This window comes from Meridianimaribacter flavus, assembly GCF_004366715.1.
In the GTDB taxonomy this organism is placed as follows: domain Bacteria; phylum Bacteroidota; class Bacteroidia; order Flavobacteriales; family Flavobacteriaceae; genus Gaetbulibacter_B; species Gaetbulibacter_B jejuensis.
This window is the reverse complement of record NZ_SOQZ01000006.1, coordinates 98,142-124,417: the sequence shown is the minus strand read 5'-3', so window position 1 is coordinate 124,417 and position 26,276 is coordinate 98,142. Positions and strand designations below refer to the sequence as shown.

At 34.9% G+C, this 26,276-nt stretch carries 21 protein-coding genes and 1 riboswitch; of the genes, 4 read left to right on the top strand and 17 right to left on the bottom strand.

Going from position 1 to position 26,276, the window contains the following annotated elements; all coding sequences use genetic code 11:
- Positions 1-74: 74 nt before the first annotated feature.
- From A8975_RS12485 to A8975_RS12470, 4 genes are all read right to left on the bottom strand, one after another.
- The gene (locus A8975_RS12485; RefSeq protein ID WP_131509000.1) at positions 75-482 is read right to left on the bottom strand and encodes an RrF2 family transcriptional regulator; all 408 of its coding nucleotides are present in this window, start codon (positions 480-482) and stop codon (positions 75-77) included.
- Positions 483-509: 27 nt separating this feature from the next.
- On the bottom strand, positions 510-1,679 hold the full coding sequence (locus A8975_RS12480; protein ID WP_134200879.1) for a trans-sulfuration enzyme family protein: 1,170 nt from the start codon (positions 1,677-1,679) through the stop codon (positions 510-512).
- A 19-nt stretch (positions 1,680-1,698) separates the two neighbouring features.
- The gene (gene thrA / locus A8975_RS12475) at positions 1,699-5,094 is read right to left on the bottom strand and encodes a bifunctional aspartate kinase/homoserine dehydrogenase I (protein ID WP_134200877.1); all 3,396 of its coding nucleotides are present in this window, start codon (positions 5,092-5,094) and stop codon (positions 1,699-1,701) included.
- Between the two features lie 111 nt (positions 5,095-5,205).
- Positions 5,206-5,357: riboswitch (SAM riboswitch) on the bottom strand.
- A gap of 98 nt (positions 5,358-5,455) precedes the next feature.
- Positions 5,456-7,000, bottom strand: a complete 1,545-nt coding sequence (locus tag A8975_RS12470) for a hypothetical protein (RefSeq protein ID WP_134200875.1) — start codon at positions 6,998-7,000, stop codon at positions 5,456-5,458.
- A gap of 145 nt (positions 7,001-7,145) precedes the next feature.
- Here A8975_RS12470 and A8975_RS12465 point away from each other — a divergent pair, with 145 nt between their 5' ends.
- From A8975_RS12465 to leuB, 4 genes are all read left to right on the top strand, one after another.
- On the top strand, positions 7,146-8,321 hold the full coding sequence (locus A8975_RS12465; protein ID WP_134200873.1) for a 2-isopropylmalate synthase: 1,176 nt from the start codon (positions 7,146-7,148) through the stop codon (positions 8,319-8,321).
- Between the two features lie 34 nt (positions 8,322-8,355).
- On the top strand, positions 8,356-9,756 hold the full coding sequence (gene leuC / locus A8975_RS12460) for a 3-isopropylmalate dehydratase large subunit (protein WP_134200871.1): 1,401 nt from the start codon (positions 8,356-8,358) through the stop codon (positions 9,754-9,756).
- Between the two features lie 2 nt (positions 9,757-9,758).
- Positions 9,759-10,343 (top strand): 3-isopropylmalate dehydratase small subunit, encoded by a 585-nt coding sequence (leuD, locus tag A8975_RS12455; protein WP_134200869.1) that lies wholly within the window; start codon positions 9,759-9,761, stop codon positions 10,341-10,343.
- A 147-nt stretch (positions 10,344-10,490) separates the two neighbouring features.
- Complete coding sequence (gene leuB / locus A8975_RS12450) at positions 10,491-11,609, top strand: 3-isopropylmalate dehydrogenase (RefSeq protein ID WP_134200867.1); 1,119 nt, start codon at positions 10,491-10,493, stop codon at positions 11,607-11,609.
- Positions 11,610-11,665: 56 nt separating this feature from the next.
- Here leuB and argH read toward each other — a convergent pair whose 3' ends face one another.
- The 13 genes from argH to ilvB all read right to left on the bottom strand — a co-directional run bounded on the left by argH (position 11,666) and on the right by ilvB (position 26,274).
- Positions 11,666-12,940: an argininosuccinate lyase gene (argH, locus tag A8975_RS12445; RefSeq protein WP_134200865.1), complete on the bottom strand. Its 1,275-nt coding sequence runs from the start codon at positions 12,938-12,940 to the stop codon at positions 11,666-11,668.
- A 91-nt stretch (positions 12,941-13,031) separates the two neighbouring features.
- A complete protein-coding gene (locus A8975_RS12440) occupies positions 13,032-14,096 on the bottom strand; it encodes a M20 family metallo-hydrolase (protein WP_134200863.1) in 1,065 nt (354 codons plus the stop codon).
- A complete protein-coding gene (gene argB, locus A8975_RS12435) occupies positions 14,093-14,869 on the bottom strand; it encodes an acetylglutamate kinase (RefSeq protein ID WP_134200861.1) in 777 nt (258 codons plus the stop codon). The genes A8975_RS12440 and argB overlap by 4 nt, the downstream gene beginning before the upstream one ends.
- Complete coding sequence (locus tag A8975_RS12430; protein ID WP_134200859.1) at positions 14,866-15,804, bottom strand: N-acetylornithine carbamoyltransferase; 939 nt, start codon at positions 15,802-15,804, stop codon at positions 14,866-14,868. The genes argB and A8975_RS12430 overlap by 4 nt, the downstream gene beginning before the upstream one ends.
- A gap of 67 nt (positions 15,805-15,871) precedes the next feature.
- A complete protein-coding gene (locus A8975_RS12425; protein ID WP_134200857.1) occupies positions 15,872-17,002 on the bottom strand; it encodes an aspartate aminotransferase family protein in 1,131 nt (376 codons plus the stop codon).
- Positions 16,999-17,799: a pyrroline-5-carboxylate reductase gene (gene proC / locus A8975_RS12420; protein ID WP_134200855.1), complete on the bottom strand. Its 801-nt coding sequence runs from the start codon at positions 17,797-17,799 to the stop codon at positions 16,999-17,001. The genes A8975_RS12425 and proC overlap by 4 nt, the downstream gene beginning before the upstream one ends.
- 178 nt (positions 17,800-17,977) lie before the next feature.
- Positions 17,978-18,952, bottom strand: coding sequence for an N-acetyl-gamma-glutamyl-phosphate reductase (argC, locus tag A8975_RS12415; RefSeq protein WP_134200853.1), 975 nt, complete (start codon positions 18,950-18,952; stop codon positions 17,978-17,980).
- Positions 18,949-20,136, bottom strand: a complete 1,188-nt coding sequence (locus A8975_RS12410) for an argininosuccinate synthase (RefSeq protein ID WP_134200851.1) — start codon at positions 20,134-20,136, stop codon at positions 18,949-18,951. The genes argC and A8975_RS12410 overlap by 4 nt, the downstream gene beginning before the upstream one ends.
- Entirely contained in the window at positions 20,129-20,752 is a 624-nt protein-coding gene (locus A8975_RS12405) for a GNAT family N-acetyltransferase (protein ID WP_134200849.1), read from the bottom strand. The genes A8975_RS12410 and A8975_RS12405 overlap by 8 nt, the downstream gene beginning before the upstream one ends.
- A gap of 465 nt (positions 20,753-21,217) precedes the next feature.
- Positions 21,218-22,483, bottom strand: a complete 1,266-nt coding sequence (ilvA, locus tag A8975_RS12400) for a threonine ammonia-lyase IlvA (protein WP_131508906.1) — start codon at positions 22,481-22,483, stop codon at positions 21,218-21,220.
- Positions 22,484-22,491: 8 nt separating this feature from the next.
- A complete protein-coding gene (ilvC, locus tag A8975_RS12395; RefSeq protein WP_134200847.1) occupies positions 22,492-23,994 on the bottom strand; it encodes a ketol-acid reductoisomerase in 1,503 nt (500 codons plus the stop codon).
- A 10-nt stretch (positions 23,995-24,004) separates the two neighbouring features.
- Complete coding sequence (gene ilvN, locus A8975_RS12390) at positions 24,005-24,535, bottom strand: acetolactate synthase small subunit (protein WP_131508904.1); 531 nt, start codon at positions 24,533-24,535, stop codon at positions 24,005-24,007.
- Between the two features lie 2 nt (positions 24,536-24,537).
- Complete coding sequence (gene ilvB, locus A8975_RS12385) at positions 24,538-26,274, bottom strand: biosynthetic-type acetolactate synthase large subunit (RefSeq protein ID WP_134200845.1); 1,737 nt, start codon at positions 26,272-26,274, stop codon at positions 24,538-24,540.
- Between the last annotated feature and the right edge of the window lie 2 nt (positions 26,275-26,276).

Sequence of the window (26,276 nt, the reverse complement as noted above, 5' to 3'; positions counted from 1 at the left end):
GCAGGTATTATTTAGGTTAAAATTTGAATAAAATCGTTAAAGTTATCCTTTGCGTTAATTAAAAAAGTGTTGATTTACAGTAAATCTGCCAATGATTTATTGTTGAAAATTTGCAGTGTGCTATCCCTAACTTCAATCATTAAGCTATGAACAGCACAGGCTGTTTCGTCTGGACAATCATCGCATTTTTCATAAAAATTCAAACTCACGCATGGCACCATAGCAATAGGACCTTCAAGGATTCTCATGATTGGTGCCATTTTAATATCCTTGGGATCTTTAAGAAGATAATAACCTCCATTTTTACCTTTTTTAGATCCTAAAAACCCATTCTTACGAAGCGTTAATAAAATACTCTCCAGAAATTTTCTAGAGATATTTTCACTTTCGGAAATAGCACTGATTTGAACAGGTTTGTTTCCTTCCTGTCGTGCTAAATACGTTAGCGCTTTTAGGCCATATTTGGTTTTCTTTGAAAGCATAAATTCAAAGATAACCAAAATCTGTTATCAACCTAACGCTTGGTTTAAATCGGCAATAATATCCTCATAATGCTCCAACCCTACTGACACACGTACCAAACCATCTGAAATTCCAACTTCAAGTCTATCAACTTCATTCAATTTACTATGTGTTGTTGATGCTGGATGCGTTGCAATACTTCTGGTATCTCCTAAATTTGCTGATAATGACAATAGTTGCAATTTGTTTAAAAACTGTCTTCCGGCTTCAACACCTCCTTTTATTTCAAAAGCTACAATATTACCGCCTTTTTTCATTTGCTTTTTAGCTATGTCATATTGTGGATGCGATTTTAAAAACGGATATTTTACCAATTGCACATTTTCATGCGACTCTAAAAACTCTGCTACTTTTAACGCATTTTCACAATGTCTATCAACACGAACAGAAAGTGTCTCCAAGCTTTTTGATAATACCCATGCATTAAATGGTGATAATGCTGGACCTGTATTTCTTGAAAACAAATAAATTTCTCTAATCAAATCGGCTTTACCAACAGTAACACCACCTAAAACACGACCTTGACCATCTATTAATTTAGTTGCTGAATGAATAACCAAATCTGCTCCAAATCTAATAGGGTTTTGTAAATATGGTGTTGCAAAACAGTTATCTATAACCAATAGTAAATTGTGTTTTTTAGCGATGCTTCCCAGCAACTCTAAATCTAAAATATCAACCGCTGGATTGGTTGGCGTTTCGGCATAGAGAATTTTAGTATTTGGTTGAATAAGGCTTTCAATTTTATCAATTTCATTTACTTTGAAATAGCTCGTTTCAATATTCCATTTTGGTAAAAATTTGGTAAACAAACTATGTGTTGATCCAAAAACGCTTCGGCAAGACACCACATGATCGCCAGCATTTAACAAAGCAGCAAATGTTGAAAACACAGCCGACATTCCTGTTGCGTATGCATAACCAGCTTCAGCACCTTCTAACTTGCAAATTTTATCTACAAACTCTGACGTGTTTGGGTTTGTAAATCGGCTGTAAATATTACGCTCTTTTTCTTCGGCAAATGAAGCACGCATATCTTCGGCATCTTCAAACACAAAACTACTGGTTAAGTGCAATGGTGTTGAATGCTCTAAATACTGCGAACGCTCCATTTGTGTGCGTATCGCTTGGGTTTCAAAATGGTTTTCTTTGCTCATTATCTTTAGTTTTTTTCTTTTAATTAATATGTTTTGAAAGGCGTAAAATATCTCCAAAAACACCTCTTGCAGTAACTTCTGCGCCTGCTCCAGCTCCTTGAATTACAATAGGATGTTCGCCATACGATTCGGTGAAAATTTCAAAAATAGCATCAGCTCCTTTTACTTGCCCTAAAGCACTATCTTCAGGAATTGACACCAATTTCACTTCTAGATTTCCTTTGTCTTGTTGTAAATCTCCAGATAAATCACCAACATATCGCAGTACATGATTTGGTTGTTGTTTATCTTTTACATTCTGAAATTCTGAATCAAGAACATCTAATTGCTGTAAAAATTCTGCAACCGAAATATCACGATATGCTTCAGGTATTAAATTTTGAACAGCAACATCATCAAACTCGTTTATCAAATCCAATTCGCGAGCTAGAATAAGTAGTTTCCTTGCCACATCATTTCCTGAAAAATCTTCACGTGGATCTGGTTCGGTAAAGCCTTTATCAATCGTTTCTTGAACAATGGTGCTAAATGGTTTATCCTGAACCGAAAAGTTATTGAACAAGTAACTTAACGTTCCTGAAAACACACCACGAATACGTGTAATATTCTCACCAGATTCATGTAATAATTTGATAGTATCAATTAGCGGTAAACCTGCGCCAACCGTAGTTTCGTACAAGTATTGCTTGTTGTTTTCTTTTAAATGTTGACGTAAATCTGCATAAAAATCATGCGAAATGGTATTGGCAATTTTATTAGACGATACCAAATCGAAACCTGCTTCTACCAACGGTTTATAATTCTCATGAAATGCTTTGCTTGCTGTATTATCAACAGCAATAAGATTTTCAAAATGATGGGCTTTGGCAAACTCAATAACATCTTGAATACTATAATTTTCTTCAGCTGAAGTAATCTCGGTTTTCCAGTTTTCTGAAACGCCATGTTTAGCCAACAATAGTTTTTTAGAATTGGCAATGGCGAACACATTTAAGTTAATGCCTTTACGCTTTTCAATCTCTGTTTTTGATTTTAAAATTTGATTAATCAGAGCGTCACCAACCAATCCGTGACCAAAAATAGCGATGTTTATCTTTTTTGAAATTCCGAAAATTTCCCCATGAATTACATTTACAGCTTTATGTAATTGTGTCTTTTTAACCACCAAACTCACATTACGTCCTGTAACCGTATTGTTAAACAACAACGGTGTAATTTGATTTTTAATTAACGCATTGAATGGCTTATGAAACGAACTTAACTCGATACCGATTATAGAAATCACCGCAACGTCATCTACCACTTCAATTTTATTGACATCTTTTGAGTAAAAATCGGTTTCAAACTCACGTTCTAGAGCAATAACCGCTTGTGTAGCTTGCGCGGAATTTATCACCAAACCAATACCTCTTTCAGAAGATCCTTGAGATACAATACTCACACTAATTCCGTAATTGCTCAACGCTTTAAAAATCCTCGCATCAACACCAACTTTACCTAACAAACCACGACCTTCTAAATTTATAAGTGCAACATCTTCTAGAACTGACAAAGACGTAACCTCTTTGTTGCTTGATTTTGATGTGATTAACGTCCCTTCATCTTCAGGATTGAACGTATTTAAAATACGAAGATTGATATTCTTTTCAACTAGCGGAATAATAGTTTTAGCGTGTAAAACGCTTGTACCGAAGTTCGCCAATTCGTTAGCTTCGTTAAAGGATAACTCCCTGATTTTTTGGGCATCTTCTACCAAATCTGGATTTGCTGTATAAATACCATTTACATGTGTGTAGTTTTGCAATTCTTCGGCATCTAAATAGTTTGCCAATAATGACGCTGAATAATTGCTTCCATTTCTTCCCAACAAGGTCGTTTCTCCATTTTGATTAGAGCCGATAAATCCTGTTACAACGTTTACAGTTGTACCATTATAGCTTTTAAAATGCGCCAAAACATTGTCTTTAGATTGCTTATCTTGAGGTTGTGCATTTATATAATCAGCATCTGTTTTTATCAAAACTCTAGCATCTGTTGGGTTGGCATTAATACCTTTTGATTTTAATAATTCTGAAATCAATTTCACAGATAATAATTCGCCATAGGATAGTACTTGCGCTTTAATTTTATCGCTATAATCACCAAGCAGCTTAACGCCTTCAAAAATATTGTTCAATTCTGAAAATTCTTCAGTAAAATCAATACTTGACAACGGTTCTGTTTGATAACTTTTAAACGTTTCAAAAGCAGTTTGATAGTCTTGTTTTTTGGCAGCTTTCTCCAAAATAGCTTCTAAAGTATCAGTTGCTTTCCCTCTAGCCGAAACCACAACCGCAATACGCTCGCCTTCTTTTACTTTATGCTCTATAATTGACAACACGCGGTTTAATCCGTCGCCATTAGCAAGCGATTTCCCTCCAAATTTTAATACTTTCATTCTTTTATTTTTGGTTTCAGGTCTAAAAATGCCTTCTATAATCTGTTCTAATTGTTCAAATTCTATTAAAAATGCATCGTGTCCGTGACTGGAATGAATTTCACTATAGGTCACATTAGGATGCGTTAATGCCAATTGGCGTTGTGTTTCGCGGTTTTCTTCAGCGGTAAAAAACAAATCGGAATCTACACCAACAATGGCAATGTTAGATTTTATAATATCCAATACATTTACATTATCGCCTCTACCACGTGTAACATCAATGGTTTTTAGTAATTGATTCATGAGTTTGTAAGCCGATAGTTGAAAACGCTCTTGCAATTTTTTTCCGTGATGCAACAACCAACTTTCCACATTAAAGATTTCTAAATCATCATTTTTACTACGTTGAAAACGCTCTTTAAACGATTGTGGCGTTCGGTAACACAACATCGCGTGCATGCGTGCATCGTGAACCGGATTATTAGAGTTTACCAAAAATTGCTCTTGGATTTGGCAGTTGGCAATCAACCAATCGGTAGATTTCCAGTCGGTTGCCACAGGAATTAAATATTCGGCTAGATTTGGTGACAAAAACGCCATTTCCCAAGCAATTCCACCACCAAGTGAACCTCCAATTAACGCAAAAAGCTTATCAATTTGTAGTGCTTTTAAACCTAAAAGAAATATGTTTGCGATATCTCTTGCTACAAAATCTTTGTAGTTTTCAACCACAAATCCGTCGTAACCATTTCCTGGAATATTGAATGCTAAAATGGTATATTTTTGAGTATCGATAACTTTGTTATCACCTATTAAATCTGTCCACCAACCATCTTTACCAGCAACATTACTATTTCCGGTAAGTGCGTGATTTACCATTACAATGGGTGCTTCTCCTAAAGGTTTTCCAAAGGTTTGATAAGACAATTTAATTGTAATGCTCACATTGCTTTCTAGCAAGACATTGTCTAATAAAACATATTTAAGTTTGCTCATGTTTGATTTATAAATTTTAAAAAATCAAAAAGTCAAAACACCTCTTTTGTGAGGACTTAAATAGAATATGTTAAAAAGAAATTACGTAATTACAGGACTGTAATTAGTTTTGTGTTATCTATCTAATTGAAATTTTCGATTATACTCGAAATAACAAAAAGTAGAATTTAGCACCTTCTTAAATAAAGATTCCTATTTCCATAGGAATTTAAGGGTTGCCAAGGTTTCATAGGGTCTATTCCCTCCACCTTTCTTGATAACATTTCAATAAGTAATTTGAACTTTGTGAGTGCAAATATTCAGTTAGAAAATTTTAATATCCAAATAATTTTGATTTTTTTTATAAAATCTCTTTAAAAAATCAGGCGTATTGTTCTAAATATTTCTCTTTAATAATCTGTGCTACAGGCTTGTTTTCAATCTTACTTTCTAACCAAGAAATAATATCAAGATACAAAAATGCACGACGCTCATAAGGATGATTTTCGTATTGCTTAAGCTGTTTATGAAACTTAACAAATGCTTTTTTAATATCATGCGGAAAAATATCTTGAAGTCCTCGAATAAACCTAATCATTTCTTTTTGAACCTCGTTTAAATCGTTGATTTTCAGTAGATACTTATAAGTATCTCTTAATAAACGCTCCAAATGATAATCTAAACCTTCTTCATAATGCGCCACAACGTTTAAAACACGAGAAAAACACTGTAAATCCTCACGCATAGAAAGCGATTTATTAGAAATTATCTTATTTAAATAATGAATACATTCTCGATTATTTCCTGCCCCAAAATGCATACTCGCAAACTTGTAATAGAAAATCATGGTATGGTGTTCATCTATTCTATCTTGATATTTTGGTAGTGCTTTTTCAATTTTAGGAATTAACTGCAAGCCTTCGTGAAAACTACCATCTACAAAATAGTAATTCACACTATTTACATTGTAATACAAGAATGATAAGGCTTCTACATTCTCATCTTTATTGAAAGATGGCGTATTTATAATATCTTCAAATTTATCGAGGTATTCTTTAAATTTATCTTTGTTTTTTATGTAAAAAAGTGACTCCAACAAATAGTTATTTCCTTTTATAAAAAACACAGGATTTAGGTGAATCATTTCAGGATTTTGCTCAAAAAGAGACACCCATTTTAAAGCAAATTTATAGCAGTTTAAAAAATCTTGCATTAAAAAACTATACCACAAATAGGCTTTATACAACCATAGTTTTTCTCTAAAACCTAACTGTGAAATGTCATATTTAGGTAATCTGGCGTTAAAATAGTCTTGTATTTCTTTAGCATCATCTTGATTTTTAGCGTAACCAAATTTTAGGAAAAGTCCGTATAACTGCAAAGATAAATTTGAGAGTTTACTGGCAATCACATTGGCTTGACTTAACTCTTTGGCTTGTATTGTAAGTTCATCTGCACGACCACTGATACTACGTGTAATATACTGTGACTCAATAACCTTTTCTAGCTCTACAATTTCATAAGCTAGATTTTTTTCTTCATGCTGTATCGCAACATCTTTAGCTTTATCTAAAATTTTCAATGCCTGCTTATACAAACCTTTATGATACAAAATAGACGCAAAATCCAGCTGTTCTCTTATTTGAGAACGTGTGTTTTGGTGAGACGGACTCAAACGCAAACTAATTAAAATTTGCTTGTACAAATGTGCTTTTACATTAGCTAATTGCTGCTTTTTAATATTGGCATTTTTTAAAATAGCAACCTCATCATACAATGACAACTTATCCATAACATTAAACAAATTCAAAAATTTTGAATCATCATTCACACCCAATCTGCCAACATACAATTTAAATTGGCGTTTTTCAGATTTGGTCATGGATTTTACCAACGAAAACAAATTATCTTTTTGGTCTTTAGTCATCAAACAAAATAAATATTAACTAATTGAAATACAGTGTTTTAAATTAAAATAATACGTTTGAACATCGTAAACAAAGTTGCGAGTTTATACGCTATCATAAATCCAAAGTATAAATTCGTAAGACAATACAAAAATTTATTTTTTAATGTCTAAAGATAAAGTACAAATTTTCGATACAACACTTCGCGATGGTGAGCAAGTACCAGGTTGTAAATTAAACACAAGTCAAAAACTGGTCATTGCTGAACGACTAGACATGTTGGGTGTTGATATTATTGAAGCAGGTTTTCCTGTGTCTAGCCCTGGAGATTTTGAAGCTGTTGCTGCCATAGGAAGAATTGTAAAAAACGCTACCGTTTGTGGACTAACACGTGCTGTTGAAAATGATATTAAGGTCGCTGCCGAAGCTTTAAAAACAGCTGTTAGACCAAGAATACATACAGGAATAGGCACATCAGACTCACATATAAAATTCAAATTCAACTCTACGCGCGAAAAAGTTTTAGAACGTGCATATAATGCTGTAAAATACGCTAAATCGTTTGTAGAAGATGTAGAGTTTTATGCCGAAGATGCTGGACGAACTGATAACGAATTCCTTGCTAAAGTTTGTGAAGTTGCCATTAGTGCTGGAGCAACGGTTTTAAACATTCCTGATACTACAGGCTACTGCTTACCTAGTGAGTATGGTGCCAAAATAAAATATTTAAAAGAACATGTAAAAGGCATAGACAAAGCTATTTTATCTTGTCATTGCCATAATGATTTAGGATTAGCCACAGCAAATTCTATAGAAGGTGTTATTAATGGTGCTCGCCAAATAGAATGCACTATTAATGGTGTTGGCGAACGTGCTGGTAATACAGCTCTTGAAGAAGTCGTCATGATTTTAAAACAACACCCTTATTTAAATTTAGACACAAGTATTGTAACACAAGAACTTTATGGCATTAGCCAATTAGTACAAGAACAAATGGGTGTTTACTCTCAACCTAACAAAGCGATTGTTGGCAGTAACGCTTTTGCTCACAGCTCTGGAATTCATCAAGATGGCGTTATAAAAAACCGTGAAACTTACGAAATTATAGACCCAAAAGATGTTGGTGTTACCGAGTCTGCTATTGTACTTACAGCTAGAAGTGGTCGAGCTGCTTTAGCGTATCGCGCAAAAAATATTGGTTACGAACTAACCAAATTACAGCTTGATGATATTTATCAAAACTTCTTGGTTTTTGCAGATAAGAAAAAGGAAGTCAATGATAGCGATATTCATCAAATTATTGAAACAAGCAACGTGTATCAACAAATCATTTCGGCTTAATTAAAAAAGAGTACCGCTTTCGCGGAAAACAACTATGGGAAAAACATTATTCGATAAAGTTTGGGATGCACATGTGGTCGATTCTATTGAAAACGGCCCTCAAATTTTATATATAGACAAACATTTAATTCATGAAGTTACGAGTCCGCAAGCATTTAATGAGCTTGAAGAACGTAACATTCCTATTTTTAGACCAAATCAAATTGTAGCAACTGCAGATCACAATACACCAACACAAAACCAACATTTACCAGTAAGAGACGAATTATCCAGAAACCAATTAAAACAATTGGCTGAAAACTGCGATAAAAACAACATTACACTTTACGGTCTTGGTCATAAATACAACGGTATTGTTCACGTTATGGCTCCAGAACTTGGTATTACGCAACCTGGAATGACTATGGTTTGTGGCGATAGTCACACCTCAACGCATGGTGCTTTTGGAACCATTGCTTTTGGTATTGGCACAAGTCAAGTTGCACAAGTTTTTGCTAGTCAATGTTTGCTTTTAACAAAACCTAAAAGCTTACGTGTTTCTGTAAACGGAACCCTAAAACCTGGTGTATTACCAAAGGATGTTATTTTATACATCATTTCAAAAATTGGTACAAATGCAGGTACTGGTTATTTCTGTGAATATGCTGGTGATGTTTTTGAAAACATGAGTATGGAAGGCAGAATGACTGTATGTAATATGAGTATTGAAATGGGAGCTCGTGGTGGCATGATTGCGCCAGACGAAACTACTTTTGCCTATGTAAAAGGGAAAGAGTTTGCGCCTCAAGGTGAAGCCTTTGAGAAAGCTGTTGCTTACTGGAAAACACTTCCTACTGATGCCGATGCTACTTTTGATAAAGAATATACGTTTGATGCTGAAGACATCGAACCTATGGTTACTTATGGTACCAACCCTGGAATGGGTATAAAAATAAATGCCAAAATCCCAGATTTAAGCGATGCTTCTTTTGAAAAGTCTTTGGAATATATGGACTTTAAAAAAGGAGAACTTATGCTAAACAAACCTATTAACTACGTGTTTATAGGAAGTTGCACCAACTCCCGAATTGAAGATTTTAGAGTTGCTGCCAACTATATAAAAGGTAAGCAAAAAGCCCCAAATGTAACTGCTTGGTTAGTTCCTGGAAGTAAGCAAGTAGAATCTCAAATAGAAGAAGAAGGCTTAAAAACAGTATTTGAAGCTGCTGGTTTTGAATTAAGACAACCTGGTTGCAGTGCATGTTTAGCCATGAACGATGATAAAATTCCTGAAGGCGAATACTGTGTTTCAACATCAAATAGAAATTTTGAAGGTAGACAAGGACAAGGCGCAAGGACTATTTTAGCAAGTCCACTAGTTGCCGCTGCAACTGCTGTAGAAGGAAAAATTGTTGATGTCACTAAAGCGTTAAGCCTAGAAGAAGAATTGATTTAAACATGGAAAAATTTACAACTTTACATAGTACTGCCATTCCGTTGGAAATTGAGAATATTGACACCGATCAAATTATTCCAGCGCGTTTTTTAAAGGCAACCGACAAACAAGGTTTTGGCGATAATGCATTTAGAGATTGGCGTTTTGATAAACAAGGAAACATCAACGAAGCCTTTGCTTTAAACAACCCAAAATATCATGGTAGCATATTGGTTGCTGGAGACAATTTTGGTTGCGGTTCTAGTCGTGAGCATGCTGCTTGGGCGCTTGCTGGTTATGGTTTTAAAGTAATTGTTTCTAGTTTTTTTGCCGATATTTTTAAAGGCAATGCTTTAAACAATGGCTTGTTGCCTTTACAAGTTTCTGAAGGGTTTTTAAAAGATTTGTTTGAGGTTATTAAAACCAATCCTGAAACAGTATTAACCGTGAATTTAGAAGCGCAAACCTTAACGGTTGATGGCTCAAATTTGCAAACCGATTTTGACATTGATCCTTACAAGAAAACTTGTATGATTAATGGCTATGATGATATTGATTATCTATTAAGTAAAAAAGAACAAATAGAAGCTTTTGAACTATCGCGTTAGCGATTGAGGCATTTGTTGAAGCTCTCCAGATGGTTACAATCTGGAAGCGACTGCCGAAAGCGCGACCCTTGTGGTAACGCCCAAAAAAGCAACAAAATAATAACTAAATAAAGAGAGCAGCGTGATTTGCTTTCGAAGGAAATGACTATGAAATTAAATATTGCAGTTTTATCAGGAGATGGTATTGGTCCAGAAGTTACAAAAGAAGCCATCAAGACATTGAAAGCGATAGCTCAAGAGTTTGACCATACGTTTAATTTTAAATCGGCTTCAGTTGGCGCTATTGCTATTGATGAAACTGGAGAACCGCTTCCTGATGCTACGCTAGATTTGTGCAAACACAGCGATGCTGTATTGTTTGGTGCCATTGGCGACCCAAAATATGATAATAATCCTAATGCAAAAGTGCGTCCGGAACAGGGATTACTTAAGCTACGTAAAGAGCTTGGTTTGTATGCAAACATTAGACCTGTTAAGGCTTACGACATGCTTTTAAGTCAGTCGCCATTGAAGGAAGAAAACATTAAAGGTACTGACATTAGTATTTATCGTGAATTGACTGGTGGTATTTATTTTGGTGAAAAACAATTAAGTGAAGATGGTAATATCGCTTCAGATTTGTGTGAATATTCTCGTGAAGAAATTGAGCGTATTACGCATTTAGCTTTTAAAGCTGCACAAACAAGACAAAAAAAGGTAACACTTGTTGATAAAGCCAATGTATTGGAAACGTCTCGTTTATGGCGCAATGTTGTAAAACAAGTTGCTGAAGACTATCCTGATGTAGTATTAGACTTTTTGTTTGTAGATAACGCTGCGATGCAATTGATATTAAATCCAAAACAGTTTGATGTTATTTTAACCGAAAATATGTTTGGTGATATTATTAGTGATGAAGCCAGTGTTATTGGTGGTAGCATTGGATTATTAGCTTCGGCATCGGTTGGTGATAAACACGCGATGTTTGAACCTATTCATGGATCGTATCCGCAAGCTACCGGAAAAGGTATTGCAAACCCTATAGCTTCTATTTTATCGGCTGCTATGTTACTTGATCATTTTGAGTTACATGAAGAAGCTGAAATGGTTAGAGAAGCTGTTGAAAAATCATTACAACTAGAAATCACAACACCTGATTTAAACAGTAAAAACAATACTATAACAACAAGTAAAGTTGGAGACTTTATTGAAGACTTTATTAATAACCCTAAAGATAGTAACCTAAATTTCGCGAATATTCATTTGGGTCAATCTACTATTATTTAGAGTGATTAATTATTTTTGATTAAAATCAGAAAAGCACCTTAAAAAAGGTGCTTTTTTTATTTCGGAAACTTCTCTTTTATCTTGTTCAGGCACAAATTACCAATACTTCCAATGTGTGTATGCTCTTTTGAGGTGTCTGGACTATAGGTTCCGCTTTGTACATCACCACCAATTTTTTGATAGGCTTCTCTAAAACTCATACCGTTTTCAACTAGTGTATTGATGTTGTCCACCGTAAATAAATACTGATATTTTTCATCGTTTAAGTCAATAGATTTTACTTCTATTTGTTTTATAGAATAGTTGAAAATCTCTAAAATATCTTGCATATCCATAATGGCAGAAATCATATTTTCTTTCAACAATTGATAATCTCTGTGATAACCACTTGGCAGATTATTGGTAATCAAAACCATCTCATGATGTAAGGCTTGAATTTTATTGCTCTTTCCTCTAATCAATTCGAAAACATCAGGATTTTTTTTATGAGGCATAATACTACTTCCTGTAGTTAACTCATCCGGAAAACTTATGAAACCAAAATTCTGACTCATATATAGGCAAATATCCATAGCAAAACGCGCCAATGTATTGGCTAAACTACCTAATGCTAATGCAATGGTACGTTCACTTTTTCCTCTACTCATTTGCGCTGCAACGACGTTGTATTTTAAAGTTGAAAACCCTAAAAGTTCTGTTGTTAATTGTCTGTCAATTGCAAATGAACTTCCGTAACCAGCTGCAGAACCTAGCGGATTTTGATCAACAGTTTTTAAAGCAGCATCTAACAAATACACATCGTCAATTAAGACTTCTGCATAGGTTGAAAACCATAACCCAAAAGATGATGGCATGGCAACTTGTAAATGCGTGTAACCTGGTAATAGTGCTTTTTTATGCGTTTCAGCTAACTCTAAAAGCGTTTCAAAAAAGTCTTTTGTTTTAGATTTTATATTGATTAATTCAGCTTTATAAAACAATTGCAATGCCACCAAAACTTGATCATTTCTAGAGCGTGCTGTATGGATTTTTTTACCAACGTCACCATAGGTTTTGGTGAGTTCAAATTCAATTTTTGAATGTACATCTTCAAACTGATTGTCTATGGTAAATGTTCCGTTTTCAATTTGTGATGCTAAATCCTGAAGTCCTTTTTCTAATTGTTGTAATTCTTCAGCAGTTAAAACACCAATCGTTTGCAACATTTTAGCATGCGCTAATGAGGCTTGAACATCGTACTTTGCGATATGCAAATCGATTTCACGATCATTACCAACTGTAAATTGTTCTATTTTTTTGTCTATGCTTATGCCTTTATCCCAGAGTTTCATAATTTATTCCTGCGAAAGCAGGAATCTCTGCTTTCTTTTTAGTTTAATTTTCTTTTTTGGATTCCGCATCAAGTGCGGAATGACAAACCTTTTATAAAATAACGCGATTCAACAATTCAATATAAATCTTTATGCCTTCTTCAATTTCATTGATATAAATAAATTCGTCTGCACTGTGTGATCGTGTACTATCTCCTGGTCCTAGTTTTAACGACGGACAGCTCAACACTGCTTGGTCTGATAAAGTTGGCGAACCGTAAGTGTTTCTTCCAATTTCAATACCAGCTTTTACCAAAGGATGATCAATTGGAATAGACGACGAATTCAGTTTTATACTTCGAGGAATGATGCTATCACAAGGCGCTTCTTGTTGTAAAACATCTACAATCTCTTGATTGGAATATTTATCATTCACACGAACATCTACCACCAAATCAACATTTGCAGGAACAGCATTGTGTTGCTTACCAGCATTGATTTGCGTCACAGTCATTTTTACAACACCCAAAGCTTCTGATGTTTTTGTAAACTCATAATTTTTAAACCATTCTAATACTGAAATCGTGTTATAAATTGCATTGTCATCGTTAGGATGTGCTGCATGACTTGGTGTGCCTTTTACTACAGCATCAAACACAACCAGACCTTTTTCGGCTACAGCCAAATGCATCAAGGTTGGTTCGCCTACAATAGCGACATCAACGTTCGGAATAACACTTAACATGCTATTCAAACCATTGTCACCACTGCTTTCTTCTTCGGCTGAAGCAACAATAACTAAATTGTATTTCAGATTTTTTTGCCCATAGAAATAAGCAAATGTTGCAAGCAAACTTACCAAACAACCACCAGCATCGTTGCTTCCTAAACCATACAATTTCCCATCTTCAACAATTGCTTTAAACGGATCTTTAGTATAACCATTATTTGGTTTTACCGTATCGTGATGCGAGTTTAAAAGCAACGTTGGTTTGGTCTCATCAAAATGTTTATTGATTGCCCAAACGTTATTCTTTGTGCGTTGATATGGTATGTTATGAAGCTGAAACCATTGCTCAATAAGTTGTGCAGTTTGGTCTTCTTCAGATGAAAACGAAGGTGTTTCTATCAGTTGTTTTAACAACGAAATGGCTTGTTCTGTTAACGTTGAAATCATTTTGAAATGGTTGTGTAGGTTGAATTTTTATCGAAAAGCATCTCTGGTTTTCCAATGCATACTTTTTGTACATTATGATTGACAGCATGCATACAATTATTAATTTTTGGCAGCATACCTTCCGATATAATTTGATTGTCTATCAATTGCTGAACGCTTTTTGAAGTTATTGATTCTATCACTGAATGGTCGTCATTAATATCTTTTAAAACACCGTTTTTTTCGAAACAGTAATACAATTCTGTTTTGAAAATTTGAGATAAACTAATAGCTAATTCTGATGCAATAGTATCTGCATTGGTGTTTAATAATTGTCCGTTTTTATCATGTGTAATGGCGCAAAACACTGGTGTTGCGTCATTTTCTAAAAGTAATTCTAAAGTTTTTGTATTCACTTGTTTTACATCTCCAACAAAACCGTAATCTATTGTTTTTACAGGTCTTTTGTCTGATACAATTGTGTTGCCATCTGCACCAGAAAACCCGATTGCATTACAGTTATTTGCTTGTAATTGTGCAACTATATTTTTATTGATTTTACCTGCGTAAACCATCGTAATAATATCCAAAGTTTCAGCATCGGTAATACGTCTGCCATCAATCATTTTTACTTCTACTTGCATTTGATTCGCAAGTTTTGTTGCTAATTTTCCGCCACCATGAACTAATAATTTTAGTCCTTCAATCTTGGAAAACTCTTTTAAAAACGTTTGTAATGCATCTTCGTTATCGATGATGTTTCCGCCTATTTTTATGACTTTTAGTGTTTTCATCTTAAACCTTCTAAAATCTGCTTCAACACAATTTGAGCTGCAAATGTTCTGTTATTGGCTTGCTTAATTACCACTGAATTTTCACTATCTAAAACTGCATCTTCAACAACAACATTACGTCTTACTGGTAAGCAATGCATAAATTTGGCGTTGCCCAACTTATCTTTTGTCATCATCCAATTTTCATCTTGATTTAATACTTTTCCATAGTCATTAAAATTGCTCCAGTTTTTCACATACACAAAATCGGCATCTTGCAACGCTTCTTTTTTGTTGTAATTGATTGGTGTTTCTTTAGTAATATTTTTATCTAACTCATAACCTTTTGGGTGTGTAATGGTGAAATCAATCTCTAAATTTTGCATCATTTCTACAAACGAATTCGCCACAGCTTGTGGTAACGCTTTAGGATGTGGTGCCCAAGACAATACAACTTTAGGTTTTGGTTTTTCTGCCAATTCAGTAATCGTAATCGCATCTGCCAAAGCTTGTAATGGATGCGCTGTCGCACTTTCCATGTTAACGATTGGTACTGTAGCATATTTTTCAAAACTTTTTAAAATGTATTCGCTTTGGTCTTTGGCTTTATCTGTTAATGTTGGAAATGCTCTAACCGCAATAATGTCTGCATACTGCGAAATCACTTGCGCTGCTTCTTTAATGTGTTCTGATGTGTTGGCATTCATAACGGTTCCGTCTTCAAATTCTAATTGCCAAGCATCGTTTACATTTAAAACCATCACATCCATTCCTAAATTCTTTGCTGCTTTTTCGGTACTTAATCTGGTACGTAAACTGGCATTAAAAAATAGCATGACCAAGGTTTTATGTTTACCTAAATCTTGAAATTCATAAGGATTCATTTTTAATAAAATAGCTTCCTTTATAGTTTCGTTTAGGTTAGAAATGTCTTTTATTTCGGTGTATTTTTTCATAATAATTAGGTCTCGACTGCGCTCGACCTGACAGTAAAATGTCTCCTCGAGCGCAGTCGAGAGGTTTTTATGTATTTAACTCAATTTTCAATGCTTCAAAAAAGTCATCAATGTGTTTTTTCTGAATGGTTAATGGTGGAAGAATTCGTAAAAGATTAGGGTTTTTGGCGCTTCCAGTAAACATGTGATGTTTATGAATCAGTTGTTTTCTTAATTCTGAAACAGGGAAATCAAACTCTAATCCTAACATTAATCCACGACCTTTAATACTTTTCAAGCTTGGTAATTCTTTAGCTTTTTCAATAAAATAAGCTGAAATTTCATTTGCATTTTCAAGCAGTTTTTCTTCCTCTAAAACTTCTAAAACCGAAAGTGATGCTGCGCAAGCCAAATGATTGCCGCCAAAGGTTGTTCCTAACAAACCAAAGCTAGGCTTGATGTTTGGATGAATTAAAATACCACCAATAGGAAAACCGTTGCCCATTCCTTTTGCGATAGAAATAATATCTGGTGAAATTTTATGCTTTTGAAAAGCAAAAAAATCGCCAGTTCTACCAAAACCAGATTGCACTTCGTCTGCGATCAAAATCGTGTTGTATTGCTTGCATAACGCTTCCAAACCTTGATAGAATTCAGTAGTGCTTTCGTCTAATCCGCCAACACCTTGAATACACTCGATAATTACTGCACAAGTTTTATCTTCCTTTAAAATATTTTCAACTGAAATTAAATCGCCTAACTCTACAAAATCAACTTCTAGTTGGGCATTGATTGGCGCCACAATTTTAGGATTATCTGTTGATGCAACTGCTGCAGAAGTACGACCATGAAATGAATTTTTAAAGGCTAACACTTTACTTTTTCCGTTGTGGAATGATGCTAATTTCAAAGCGTTTTCATTCGCTTCTGCACCAGAATTACACAAAAACAGTTGATAATCTTTACAACCTGAAAGCGCTTCTAACTTATCTGCCAAAGCTACTTGCACCGGATTTTGAATTGCATTACTGTAAAAACCCAATTTTGACACTTGATTAGAAATTGCAGACACATATTTTGGATGCGAATGTCCAATAGAAATCACTGCATGTCCACCATATAAGTCCAAATATTCTACATTATTTTCGTCGTAAACATAGACGTCTTTAGCCTTTACAGGTGTAATATCAAAAAGTGGATAAACGTTAAACAAACTCATATTTGTTCCTTTTTAATGTTGTTAATTTTATTAAACGACGCGACCATGCCTTGAATTAAAGACGAGCTTAATCCTTTGTGTTCCATCTCATTTAAACCTTCAATGGTACAACCTTTTGGCGTAGTCACAAGATCAATTTCTTCTTCTGGATGATTGCCATTTGTGATTAGTAAATTAGCTGCGCCTTCACAAGTGTACATCGCTAATTCTTGCGCTTCTTTTGAGTCAAATCCCAACTGAATTGCCGCTTGTGTCGTCGCTCTAATCAAGCGCATCCAAAATGCTATTCCGCTAGCGCAAACTACTGTAGCTGCTTGCATTTGCGCTTCAGGAATTACTAACGAATGTCCCAAACGATTAAAAATAGCTTGAGCAATTTTAATCCGTTTTTCACCTTGTGCATTGCTACATAAACAGGTCATAGATTTGCCAACAGCAATTGCTGTATTTGGCATAGCGCGAATGATAAACTGATCAGTCCCAATTTGTGCTTCAATTTTAGGAATCGTATAACCTGTAATTGTAGAAATCACGACATGCTTTTCGGTTAAAAAAGGTTTAATTTCATTTAAAATCGATTCGAAATGCGCTGGCTGAACCGCAAAAATCAAAATATCCGATTGTTGTACAGCCAAAACGTTATCAGTTGTAATCGTCACGTTTTTATAACCATCAAATTCAGATATACTATCTATATTTCGTTTGGTTAAATACAACGTCGTAATCGCATTGTTGGTGATTAATCCTTTGGCTATCGATTTCCCTAAATTTCCTGTACCTATGATTGCTATTTTCATTTGTTTGGTTGTTTTGTCATTCCTGCGCAGGCAGGAATCTATTTTCAAATTGTTCTTGTTGGCGTTACCACAAGGGTCGCGCTTTCCGTTATATCTTTTTATTTGACAACTTCTCGACTGCGCTCGAAGAGACAAATAAAAAGGATGCCACTTCAATCGCTAACGCACTGACGTCGTTTTAAAAATAACTCGCCTTTAATTTTAAACCAGCTGTTTCTTCAAAACCAAACATTAAATTCATGTTTTGCACGGCTTGTCCTGATGCGCCTTTTAGTAAATTATCAATTATGCTCGTCACCAATAATTTATCCTCGTGTTTATGTAAATGAAGTATGCAATTATTGGTGTTAACTACTTGTTTTAAATGAATGTTTTCATCTGAAATCAAAGTGAATTTTGCGTCTTTATAAAAGTCATTAAACAGCTGTTTGACATCTTCTATACTACCATCAAATTTTGTGTAAAGCGTTGCAAAAATTCCTCTTGAAAAATCACCTCGATTTGGCATAAAGTTGATCTGTGTATTGAAATTATCTTGTAACAATTTTACCGACTGATTAATTTCACCTAAATGCTGATGTGTAAAAGGTTTGTAATACGAAAAATTGTTATTTCGCCATGTAAAATGCGTAGTCGCAGATAATGATGTTCCTGCACCAGTTGCACCTGTAACTGCATTTACGTGCACATCTTCGATTAATGATCTTGCATTTGCTAAAGGCAATAATGCTAATTGTATGGCAGTTGCAAAACAACCAGGATTTGCAATATAATCCGCTTGTGTTATGTCCGATTTATTTAATTCAGGTAGACCGTAAACGAATGTTTTACCATCGAAAATTTTATCGTTTTCGAGTCTAAAATCGTTGCTTAAATCTATAATTTTGGTTTCAGCTGAAAATTCATTTTTACTTAAAAACGCTTTAGAATTTCCGTGACCTAAACATAAAAAGACAACATCTACATTTGGATTAATTTCATTTGAAAACGATACATCTTCACCAATTAAATCTTGATGTACTTTACCAATAGTATTGCCTGCATTGGATGTGCTGTACACAAAATCTATATTCACTTCAGGATGATTGATTAATATTCTAACCAACTCGCCTGCTGTGTAACCTGCGCCACCAATTATTCCTGCTTTAATCATAACTCTTGATTTACTTGTTGATAGATTTTGTTTTGATTACCAAAGATTTTAATGAATCCTTTAGCGTCTTCTGCAGTCCAACCTTTGTTTTCTTCTCCGTAACTTCCAAACTTCGCACTCATTAAATCATGTTTTGAAGAAATACCGTCTAATGTGAAATGGTATGGTTTTAAAGTCACAACCACTTCACCAGAAACTTTATCTTGACTACTTTCTAAAAAGGCCTCCATGTTTCGCATTACAGGATCTAAATATTGACCTTCATGTAAATGCATTCCATAAAAATTAGACAGATAATCCTTATGCTGTAATTGCCATTTGGTTAACACATGTTTTTCTAATAAATGATGTGCTTTAATGATGATTAAGGCAGCAGCAGCTTCAAAACCTACACGACCTTTTATACCAACAATGGTGTCTCCAACATGAATATCGCGACCAATTGCATAGGCAGACGCTAACGTATTTAAGACTTCAATATTAACTTCTGGACTGTTTTCGATTCCGTTTACAGCAACCAATTCACCTTTTAAAAAGGTTAACGAGACTTTTTCTGGATCAGAATGTTTTAATTGTGAAGGATAGGCTTCGCTAGGTAAAGGTTTTTCCGAAGTTAAGGTTTCTGATCCACCAACACTTGTTCCCCAAAGTCCTTTATTGATTGAGTACTTTGCTTTTTCCCAAGACATATCAATACCATTTTCTTTTAGATAATCAATTTCTTCCTGTCTGGTTAATTTTTGATCTCTGATAGGTGTGATAATTTCGGTTTCTGGTGCTAAAGTTTGAAAAATCATATCAAAACGCACTTGATCGTTTCCTGCGCCAGTACTACCATGCGCAATATATTTTGCATCTATACTTTTAGCGTATTTAATAATTTCGATTGCTTGGATAATACGCTCTGCACTTACCGATAATGGATACGTATTGTTTTTAAGTACGTTTCCAAAAATTAAATACTTAATTACTTTATTATAGTAAGACGCAATAGCGTCTATATTTTTGTAAGTAGCTACACCCATTTTAAAGGCGTTTGCTTCTATTTTGTTAATTTCTTCTTTTGTAAATCCGCCTGTATTTACACTTACCGCATGCACATCGTAACCTGCTTTTGATAGGCTAACTGCGCAATACGATGTATCTAATCCGCCACTATATGCTATGACTAATTTTTTACTCATTTTGCTTTTCTTTTTTTAGAAATCTGGTTTGTTTAATGCTTTTTAATCGCGTCCAGACTTTTTTATCGAATTTATGATTACTGGTTTTTTTCTCTTTTAATGGATCGTATAGCATACCAGTACACAAACACATTTTTTGTTCTGTACGTTGTAAAACGTCATAGTTTTTACAGGTTTGACAACCATTCCAAAAGGTTTGATCATCTGTTAATTCTGAAAACGTCACAGGTTTATAACCTAATTCGCTATTCATTTTCATTACAGCTAAACCTGTTGTGATACTAAATACTTTTGCGTTTGGGAATTTGGTACGCGAATGCTCAAAAATTTTCTTTTTGATTTGTTTAGCCAATCCTATATTTCTGAAATCTGGATGAACAATTAGTCCAGAATTTGCTACAAATTTTCCGTGACTCCATTGTTCTATGTAGCAAAAACCAGCAAATTTATCGCCATCTAAAGCAATGACAGCATTACCATTTTCCATCTTGGTAATGATATATTCTGGCTTTCGTTTTGCAATACCTGTACCCCTTACTTTTGCAGCTTCGGCAATGGTTTCACAAATAATTTCGGCATAAACGCTATGCGATTTGTTAGCAATAACAATTTCCATAATACAGACCGTGATAACGGTTATATTTTATTAATAAATTCTAGTTTTTGTTTTTTTTTTGAGATTCCTGTTTTATCAGGAATTATTTTTTTGAAAGAGGAACTGGACACACCTAAAGTTCCGAAAAATTAGACATACCCTTACGGGCGACGTGGAAAACGTCGACGTACTAAAACATGGTTATTAAGAGTAATAACTTGATGTTTTAAAAATGATATCTGTAAAGGGTTGTTCAATGTGGTAAAAAATAAAAATGTGTAACTAATTTGCTTGGTTTTGAGCATTAGCGACGTCGCTCACGAAGTGTTGAGCGTGTGGGTTGAATTTCCCTATTTCTATTTTTTGTTAAATTCATAGTGCTAAACTATAAATAAATTAAATACGACGGTTTAAAAATTGTTGATTTTAATCAAATTTTATGATTTTGTCAAAATAAGCACTTTTAATTGCTTAAAATTTAAAAAATTAGACTAAAAACTGAAATAAATCAGGCTTATTATTGAGATAGTCACCATAAAAATTTCTGTTTTTCATTTTGGTGATTAATGGTTCTAAATCTTCTTGAGATTTTAGCTCAATACCAACCACTGCCGAACCAGTATCGCGATTGGATTTTTTTGTATACTCAAAATGCGCAATATCATCGTTTGGACCTAAAATATCTACCACAAATTCTTTTAAAGCTCCAGCACGTTGTGGGAATTTCACAATGAAATAGTGCTTCAAATTTGAATACAACAATGCACGCTCTTTTATTTCAGCAGTACGTGTTATATCATTATTGCTACCACTTATTACACAAACAACATTTTTTCCTTTGATGTCTTCGGCAAACACATCTAAAGCAGCAATACTCAACGCGCCAGCAGGCTCAACTACAATAGCCTCTTTATTGTAAAGCTCTAAAATAGTCTGACAAATTTTCCCTTCAGGAATGGTAATCATATCGTCTAAATTCTGCTTACAAATATCAAAAGTTTTATCACCTACCTTTTTTACTGCAGCGCCATCTACAAAGTTCTCAATGTGTTCGAGCTCTGTATTCTCATCATTTTTAATTGATGTTGACATTGATGGTGCTCCAGTAGGTTCAACACCAATAATTTTTGTATTTGGAGACAATTGCTTAAAAATAGTTGACAAACCAGATGCTAATCCGCCACCACCAACAGGCACAAAAACATAATCTATAGGTTTTGGCGCTTGGTTAAACAATTCCCAACCTACGGTTGCTTGTCCTTCAATAACTTTTTCATCATTAAATGGATGAATAAAAGCCTTGCCTGTTTCTTGTTGCTCTCGCATAGCAGCATGGTAAGAATCATCAAACGTATCACCTTCTAAAACGACATTAATATAATCTTCGCCAAACATTTTTACCTGTTCAATTTTTTGGTTTGGTGTTGGCGAAGGCATATAAATTGTACCGTGAATTTTAAGCAATTTGCAAGATAAAGCCACACCTTGCGCATGATTTCCTGCACTGGCACAAACCACACCATTTTTTACTTCACTTTGAGACAATGAAGCCATTTTATTGTAAGCACCTCGAATTTTATACGAACGTACCATTTGCAAATCTTCGCGCTTAAACAAGATGTTGCTACCGTACAGTTTTGAATAGTATAAATTTGAGGTTAACGGTGTTTGATTTACTACCGATTTCAATTTATCAGCAGCAGCAATTACCGCTTCTAATGTTGGAAAATATGTGGTTTGTGTATCTTTCATTTGTTGTATTAAGATAAAACAGCTTCGGCTTTTATAGCTTCGGTTTTTATCACTTTCATGGCTGTCATTGCTGTACGTAAACGTTTACCTACAGTTTCGATAGAGTGACTTCTTATAGCTTCATTTACTTTTATCAATTCAATATTATCAACATCATTTTTAGTTGCAAATGGTTTCCCGACAACATCGGTTGAAACAGTTTTCATGAAATCTACCAATAATGGTTTTGCTGCATGATCGAATAAATAGCAACCATATTCGGCAGTATCTGAAATCACACGATTCATTTCGTATAACTTTTTACGAGCAATGGTATTTGCGATTAATGGTAACTCATGAAGCGATTCGTAATACGCAGAATCTTCAATAATCCCAGCACTAACCATTGTTTCGTAAGCTAATTCAACACCTGCTTTTACAAACGCAACCAATAATGTTCCGTGGTCAAAATACTCTTGTTCTGAAATAGTTTCAGACGTTAAAAGTGTTTTTTCAAAAGCTGTTTCGCCTGTAGCTTCACGCCACGTTAAAAGGTTAATGTCATCATTTGCCCAATCTTCCATCATGGTTTTAGAAAAATGACCAGAAATGATATCATCCATATGCTTTTGGAACAATGGTGCCATTATCACTTTCAATTCTTCAGAAAGTTTAAACGCTTCAATTTTTGCTGGGTTAGACAATCTATCCATCATATTGGTAATACCACCATGTTTTAAGGCTTCGGTAATAGTTTCCCAACCGTATTGAATCAATTTTGCTGCATATTCTGGCTCGATACCTTCTTCAACCATTTTATCGAAACATAAAATAGAACCTGTTTGCAACACACCACACAAGATGGTTTGCTCACCCATAAGATCGGACTTTACTTCAGCAACAAAAGAAGATTCTAAAACACCAGCGCGATCGCCACCAGTAGCCACAGCATAGGCTTTTGCTTGTGCCAACCCTTTTCCTTGCGGATCATTTTCTGGATGTACCGCAATAAGTGTTGGCACACCAAAACCACGTTTGTACTCCTCACGAACTTCGGTTCCAGGGCATTTTGGTGCCACCATAATTACGGTTAAATCTTCACGGACTTGCGTACCTTCTTCAACAATATTAAATCCGTGCGAGTAGCTTAATGTCGCTCCTTTTTTCATTAAAGGCATGACAGCGTTAACCACATTGGTGTGTTGTTTATCTGGTGTGAGGTTAAGTACTAAATCGGCAGTTGGAATTAACTCTTCGTAAGTTCCAACGTTGAAACCATTATCGGTTGCTTGTACATACGATTGGCGCTTTTCGGCAATGGCTTGTGGTCTTAAAGCATAAGAAATATCTAATCCAGAATCTCTCATATTTAAGCCTTGGTTAAGTCCTTGTGCACCGCAACCAACGATTACGATTTTCTTTCCTAATAAAACTTCAACGCCATCTTCAAATTCTGACGCTTCCATAAATCTACATTTTCCTAATTGTGCTAACTGTTCTCTTAATGATAATGTGTTAAAATAATTTGACATGATGTGTGTTTTAGTTTTTGAACGCTAGTAGCATTTCTGATATTTTCATTTCGTCTTTGGTCACAGCAATACGTCCTGATCGTACAAATTGCATGATGCCAAAAGGTTTTAATTTTTGATGTAATTCGTCTAACTCTTGTCGTCTTCCTGATTTTTCAAGGACAAAGAATTTCTTATTTACAGTAACAATATTAGCGTTACTGTCTTTAATGATGTTTTGAATTTGACGTTCGTCAAATAGCAAATCTGATTTTATTTTGAACAAGCAAGATTCTTGATGAATGGTTTCATCATCTGTATGATAAAACGCTTTAATGACTTCAACTTGCTTTTCTATTTGACCGATGATTTTCTTGATTTGTTCTTCGGTAACTTTTACAACGATTGTCCAGCGCGATACGCCTTTTATTTCGGAAACAGAAGACACAATACTTTCAATATTGATATGACGACGTTGAAAAATTGCCGAAATTCGGTTTAACAATCCAATATTATTTTCGGTGTAAATAGATACAGTATATATTTGGTTTTCTTGACTCATAATTAACTTAATCTTACATCTGAAACCGAAGCTCCAGTTGGTATCATTGGAAATACGTTATCTTCTTTTTCTACACAAACTTCTAGGAAGTAAGCCGAATCGCTTGCGATCATTTCTTTAACGGCATCAGCTAATTCTTCTCGTTTTGTGACGCGTTTAGCATCTATATGATAGCCTTTTGCAATCTGAACAAAATCTGGATTAACCAATTCGGTTGATGCATAACGTCTATCAAAAAACAGTTGTTGCCATTGACGAACCATTCCCAAGAAATCGTTATTTAAAACAACTATTTTCACAGGAACACGCGTTTGAAAAATAGTGCCTAATTCTTGAATGGTCATTTGATAACCACCATCTCCAATTATAGCCACAACTTCACGATTTGGCGCAGCCATTTTTGCACCAATTGCAGCTGGTAACGCAAATCCCATTGTACCCAAGCCACCAGAAGTAATGTTGCTTTTAGAAACTTTAAAATCGGCATAACGACAAGCAATCATTTGATGTTGACCAACGTCGCTAACAATAGCTGCTTCTCCTTTGGTTTCAGTATTGATTTGCTTTAAAACTTCACCCATTGTTAAGCCTTCTTTGGTTGGGTGCAAATCGTTTTTTATGACTTTTTCAAATTCAACATCATATAGCTTTTTAAACTCATTGTGCCAATTATCATGTGATTTTGCTTCTAAAAGAGGCAACAAAGCCGCTAAACTTGTTTTGGCATCACCTAAAACAGCAATGTCAGTTTTCACGTTTTTATCAACTTCAGCAGGATCAATTTCAAAATGAATAACTTTAGCTTGTTTTGCATAGGTTGCTAAATTTCCTGTAACTCGATCATCGAAACGCATACCAATTGCGATAAGCACATCGCACTCGTTGGTTAATTTATTAGGTGCATAATTACCATGCATACCAACCATACCAATATTTAAAGGATGTGATGTTGGAATTGCAGAAGCACCTAAAATAGTCCAAGCCGAAGGGATTCCTGCTTTTTCAATCACTGCTTTTAATTCTTCTTCAGCTTCACCCAAAATAACGCCTTGGCCCCAAACAATCATTGGTTTTTTCGCACTATTGATTAAGTCCGCAGCTGCTTTTACTTGCTCTGGTTGCGTTTCTGGAACAGGTTTATAACTACGAATTGCTTCGCAAGTTTTATATTCAAAATCGAATTCTTCAAATTGAGCATCTTTAGTAATATCGATTAACACAGGTCCAGGTCTTCCACTTTTAGCAATGTAAAATGCTTTTGCAATCACTTCAGGAATTTCAGATGCTTTTGTGATTTGATGATTCCACTTGGTTACTGGTGTAGAAATACCAATAATATCAGTTTCTTGAAACGCATCACTACCTAATAAATGTGATGCGACTTGACCTGTAATACAAACCATAGGTGTTGAATCTATTTGCGCATCGGCAATACCAGTAATTAGATTCGTAGCACCAGGACCAGACGTAGCCATTGCCACACCAACTTTTCCCGAAATGCGTGCAAAACCTTGAGCCGCGTGTGTTGCTCCTTGCTCATGGCGTGTTAGTACATGATGTAGTTTGTCTTGATACTTATATAATTCGTCATAAATTGGCATAATTGCACCACCAGGATAACCGTAGACCGTTTCGACGCCTTCTGCTAATAAACAACGCACCACAGCTTCACTTCCAGAAATGCGCGTTGATGTTACCACTTGTTTTTCGTCTTTTGTGATTGTTTGAGTATTCTCCATAG